The organism is Paraburkholderia sp. GAS448, assembly GCF_050435685.1.
GTDB lineage: Bacteria > Pseudomonadota > Gammaproteobacteria > Burkholderiales > Burkholderiaceae > Paraburkholderia.
On record NZ_JBNDKT010000109.1, the window covers coordinates 1 to 3501 of the forward strand.

Genomic DNA, 3501 nt, shown 5'->3' on the forward strand with positions numbered 1-3501 from the left:
GCGCTCTTCAGGCTGAAGCTGTTGATACGTTCTTCTTTTTTGCATGTGCGCACCTTACACGAGGAAGGTGTTGCACTTCAGATTTGATCGCGCCGTAGGAGAAAAGCGAATTTCGGTGCGAGTGCTGGACGATCCGACTCAGCATGTTTGGTGGCGTGAAACGCACGTAGGCAAGATCAAAGTAATATCACTCGGGACCCTCATCCCGGAACTGCAAGACTGAACGGAAAAGACGAAGCTCGGCAAGCACGAGCACTGGAAGTCGGGCGTTGTCGAGCTGTAATAGGAAAATTATCGTGAACGTATTTGTTGTCATTGAAGACGCAATGGGCGGCGACCAGTATGCAGGGGTCCATCGGGTTCGCCCTGGTGTTGGGTCGGGAGCTAGGGTGCTTGATGTCAAGGTCGTGGGTCCGCAGGCGGACCAGCAGATGGTGTATATCGCGCAGACCTATGACCGTACAATGGACGTTCACCGTTTCGAAGGAGTGTACGGCGATTACGACAGCGCGCGTCGGGCGTCAGGTCCGAAGGGTATGCCGCTCAGCGTCCCGATCTGAAGCACGGAAAACGGGGTCCCGCATACGAGGCCCTGAAGAAACACTAGTTGAGACACGAGACGCCTAAGCGTCCCGCAGCGGCCGGCAGCCGTTTGAGAGTCGATAAAACAATGTCTAACGTGGTAGCCGAAGCAGTTAAAACCCTGAGCAGCAGCGTGAACGTGAGCACGGGGCTTGCACACCCTAACGATATGAACAAGGCGAGAGAACTGTTCAAGATCCTTCACGAAAAAGGGGAAGTGCTTCTCAAGAGCGATGTTGAGTCGGTGGCGTTGTCGCACGGATGGGATGTATCGTCCGCCGACGAATTGGGTAGCCTAGCTCAACAGATCGGCGAGGGTAAAAATCCGCGCGTCTCAGGTGGACCGTACTGGGCAGCTGATATCTACGAGAAGATTGTCGCTCGCGCATAACGGTTCGGAAAACATGGCTAACACCGAAAGTAAGAAAGCACGGCAGTATGAAATCGTGGCCGCTGAATTACTGAACCGTTTTTGTTCGGACTTGGGATCGGCCCGTGTCGAAGGTAAGCAGAACGTTACTGGGCTCCAAAGTGGGACCGACTGGGAGATTGATGCCAAGGGCGTCGCCGAGGATGGTGTCGCCTTTATGGTTGTCGAATGCAAACGACACACCACTTCTAACTTACCGCAGGCGATCGTCGCCTCGTTGGCATACTCGATACAGGACACCGGCGCCGACGGCGGATTTATCGTAAGTCCGCTGGACTTGCAATCCGGCGCGAAGAAGGTAGCGGCAGCAAGCAACATTGTGCACGTGCAGTTGCGCGCCGACAGCACACCGCTTGAGTTTGAAATGAAGTTCCTCGATAGGCTGTTCGTTGGATTTCACGATGTCGCAAATCTTTCCATCAGCGAGAGCCTGAGCATAACCATCACACGTGCGGATGGGACAAGCTGGACGGAAGAGTTGTAGGCAGAGAGATAGGAAAACAGGCAGAAGGACATGAAACTGTTTCTTGATGACGAGCGCCCGACGCCGGAGGGCTGGAATCGGGTGTATTGGCCGTCCGAAGCGATCCGGTTGCTTGAAGCAGGGGGTGTCACGGAACTCAGTTTGGACCATGACTTGGGTGATGACACTCGCGGAACGGGTTACGACGTCATAGTTTGGATCGAAGAGGCGGTCGCGCTTCGAGGATTCGTGCCTCCAGTAATCAAGATTCACTCTGCAAACCCGTCTGCCGCGGAGAAGATGCAAGCCGGCGTCCATGCGATTGAGAAGCTCGTGCGCGAGCGTTCCATCCATCGTGACATTCGGTCTAGAGCCCCGCGAACGAGCAAATGATCAACATGGGCGAAACTCTCACAAGCAGCGGGGCCGACCGCCACGCACTCGCGTTGGCACACAGCTATCTCGAAATCCTAGCCGCTATGGACCTTGCTGCCGTCTTCGGCGGCGTACAGGGCCTTTCGGGGCTATTCCTTCCCACAGTTCCAGCCGGCTTTGCAGGCGCGAAGCACCGTATACTCGTTGTGGGGATGGAAACGAAGGCGTGGCGAAACAAAGAATGCAAGTTCAAGCAGGGAAGCGTGCCCACAATTGACGCTATTTTCGAGTCGATGCAGTCGCACGCACGTTGGCTGGCGCGTCCACCCGAGCGCCATAAATTCCTCCAGTTCTTGCGCCAGGTGAGACGGTCGATGCACTTCCTACTGCCCGAGGCTGGAGTCGCTGTCGGCTGGGCGAATCTGTTTTGTGTGAGTCATGCCGGGGGCTCGCCTACAGGGGCGGAATCGTTCGATCGCATCCAATCGCTGTCGCGGGATTTGCTCCGCGCCCACTGCCGTGACCGACCCTGATGTCATCCTCTTCACCACAGGGGCGGCCTATGATCGATTCTTGCGCGACTTTTTCGCTGATCGGACTGATAGTGTGGCAATCGAGCCGCGTTGCCTATGGCAATTCCGCGTCGGCCGGGCACTCTGCTACAGGACCAGTCACCCGCGCTATGTTGCACATAGTCGGTGGCGCGATAGGGCCTTGGCGCTGGCAGCCGACCATCTACATGAGGGCTGGGTGGCACGGTTACCTGCTGAACTTGCTTGACACCACGGAAAAGCGCATGTCGCAAATCGTCATCAGCGAACCGGACATTGAGGCGGCTGTAGCGCATCTGCGCGAGCTGCCGTACTCGGCCACGGCGTCGATGCCGGTCGAGTGGTCGCGTAAGCGGTTCTTGGACACGCTCGCGGCGACGTTGAGGGCGAATCCAAAGGCCAAGGGTGCGTTGCCTGTTGCGCCTGGCGTTTGGGCGCTCGTACAGCCGTTTGGTGTGGATCTCGCAGGTTCGTTGGAGCCGGATGAGCGCCGTCAGGTTTGGGTGCTCCTTCGCTCGGTCGGGACCGATCCGACTCGTGTCGAAGCACTCGCCGTTTGATCAAGGAAAGGGTCATGAAGCTACCGAGTTTCGTTCAGCGAGTCTTGCGGCGTCGAGTTAAGCCAGCTCTGACGCCCGAAGGCATTGCGTTCGGTTACGGGATCGAAAAGCTCGAAATCGTTCCTGGCGCTGCGCGCCGATTGGCCGCGCTACAGGCGCGCGCCGCTGTAGCGTCGATGGCTGAGTCGGCTGTTCGCGTCGAAAAGCTGTCCGCAACGCAATTGGCGCGGAAGTACAACGTATCGACGGCTTCGGTCCAGAAAAAGCTCATTGAACTCGGATACATCGAGGTCCGGAGTGGACTGCACTTTTTCACCGAATTGGGTCGAAGCGTTGGCGGCGAATACCGCAAGAACCATGCTGATGCTAGCGATGCAGACGGGCACATGGTCTGGCCTTTCGACGGGCCGCTCGTGTCCGCCGTCCAGTCGATCAACAAATAACTCGGCGGTTTCAAGAGTGAAGCGCAACAGGGGGCTAATGAATGGAAGCTGAGTGTATCGAAGCGGTTGCGAGCATACGTTCGAAGACCTCGAATGG

General features: G+C 57.1%; 6 protein-coding genes. All 6 read left to right on the forward strand.

All coding sequences use genetic code 11. The annotated features are described in order from the left end of the window. The first annotated feature begins 296 nt into the window (after positions 1-296). The 6 genes from P3T23_RS47210 (at position 297) to P3T23_RS47235 (ending at position 3404) form a co-directional block, all read left to right on the forward strand. A complete protein-coding gene (locus P3T23_RS47210) occupies positions 297-560 on the forward strand; it encodes a hypothetical protein (RefSeq protein WP_429322878.1) in 264 nt (87 codons plus the stop codon). Between the two features lie 110 nt (positions 561-670). Continuing rightward, positions 671-973, forward strand: a complete 303-nt coding sequence (locus P3T23_RS47215; protein ID WP_429322879.1) for a hypothetical protein — start codon at positions 671-673, stop codon at positions 971-973. 13 nt (positions 974-986) lie between these two features. After that, the gene (locus P3T23_RS47220; RefSeq protein WP_429322880.1) at positions 987-1496 is read left to right on the forward strand and encodes a restriction endonuclease; all 510 of its coding nucleotides are present in this window, start codon (positions 987-989) and stop codon (positions 1494-1496) included. A 30-nt stretch (positions 1497-1526) separates the two neighbouring features. Then, the gene (locus P3T23_RS47225) at positions 1527-1868 is read left to right on the forward strand and encodes a cyclic-phosphate processing receiver domain-containing protein (protein WP_429322881.1); all 342 of its coding nucleotides are present in this window, start codon (positions 1527-1529) and stop codon (positions 1866-1868) included. 778 nt (positions 1869-2646) lie between these two features. Further along, positions 2647-2961 carry a hypothetical protein gene (locus tag P3T23_RS47230; protein WP_429322882.1) on the forward strand — a complete coding sequence of 105 codons (315 nt, stop codon included), beginning with the start codon at positions 2647-2649 and terminating at the stop codon, positions 2959-2961. Positions 2962-2975: 14 nt separating this feature from the next. Next, positions 2976-3404, forward strand: coding sequence for a hypothetical protein (locus tag P3T23_RS47235; RefSeq protein ID WP_429322883.1), 429 nt, complete (start codon positions 2976-2978; stop codon positions 3402-3404). Positions 3405-3501 lie beyond the last annotated feature (97 nt).

Excerpts from the sequence above, each read along its gene's own strand:
- P3T23_RS47215 (WP_429322879.1), top strand. The coding sequence starts at position 671 with ATGTCTAACGTGGTAGCCGAAGCAGTTAAAACCCTGAGCAGCAGCGTG.
- P3T23_RS47220 (WP_429322880.1), top strand. The coding sequence starts at position 987 with ATGGCTAACACCGAAAGTAAGAAAGCACGGCAGTATGAAATCGTGGCC.
- P3T23_RS47225 (WP_429322881.1), top strand. The coding sequence starts at position 1,527 with ATGAAACTGTTTCTTGATGACGAGCGCCCGACGCCGGAGGGCTGGAAT.
- P3T23_RS47230 (WP_429322882.1), top strand. The coding sequence starts at position 2,647 with ATGTCGCAAATCGTCATCAGCGAACCGGACATTGAGGCGGCTGTAGCG.
- P3T23_RS47235 (WP_429322883.1), top strand. The coding sequence starts at position 2,976 with ATGAAGCTACCGAGTTTCGTTCAGCGAGTCTTGCGGCGTCGAGTTAAG.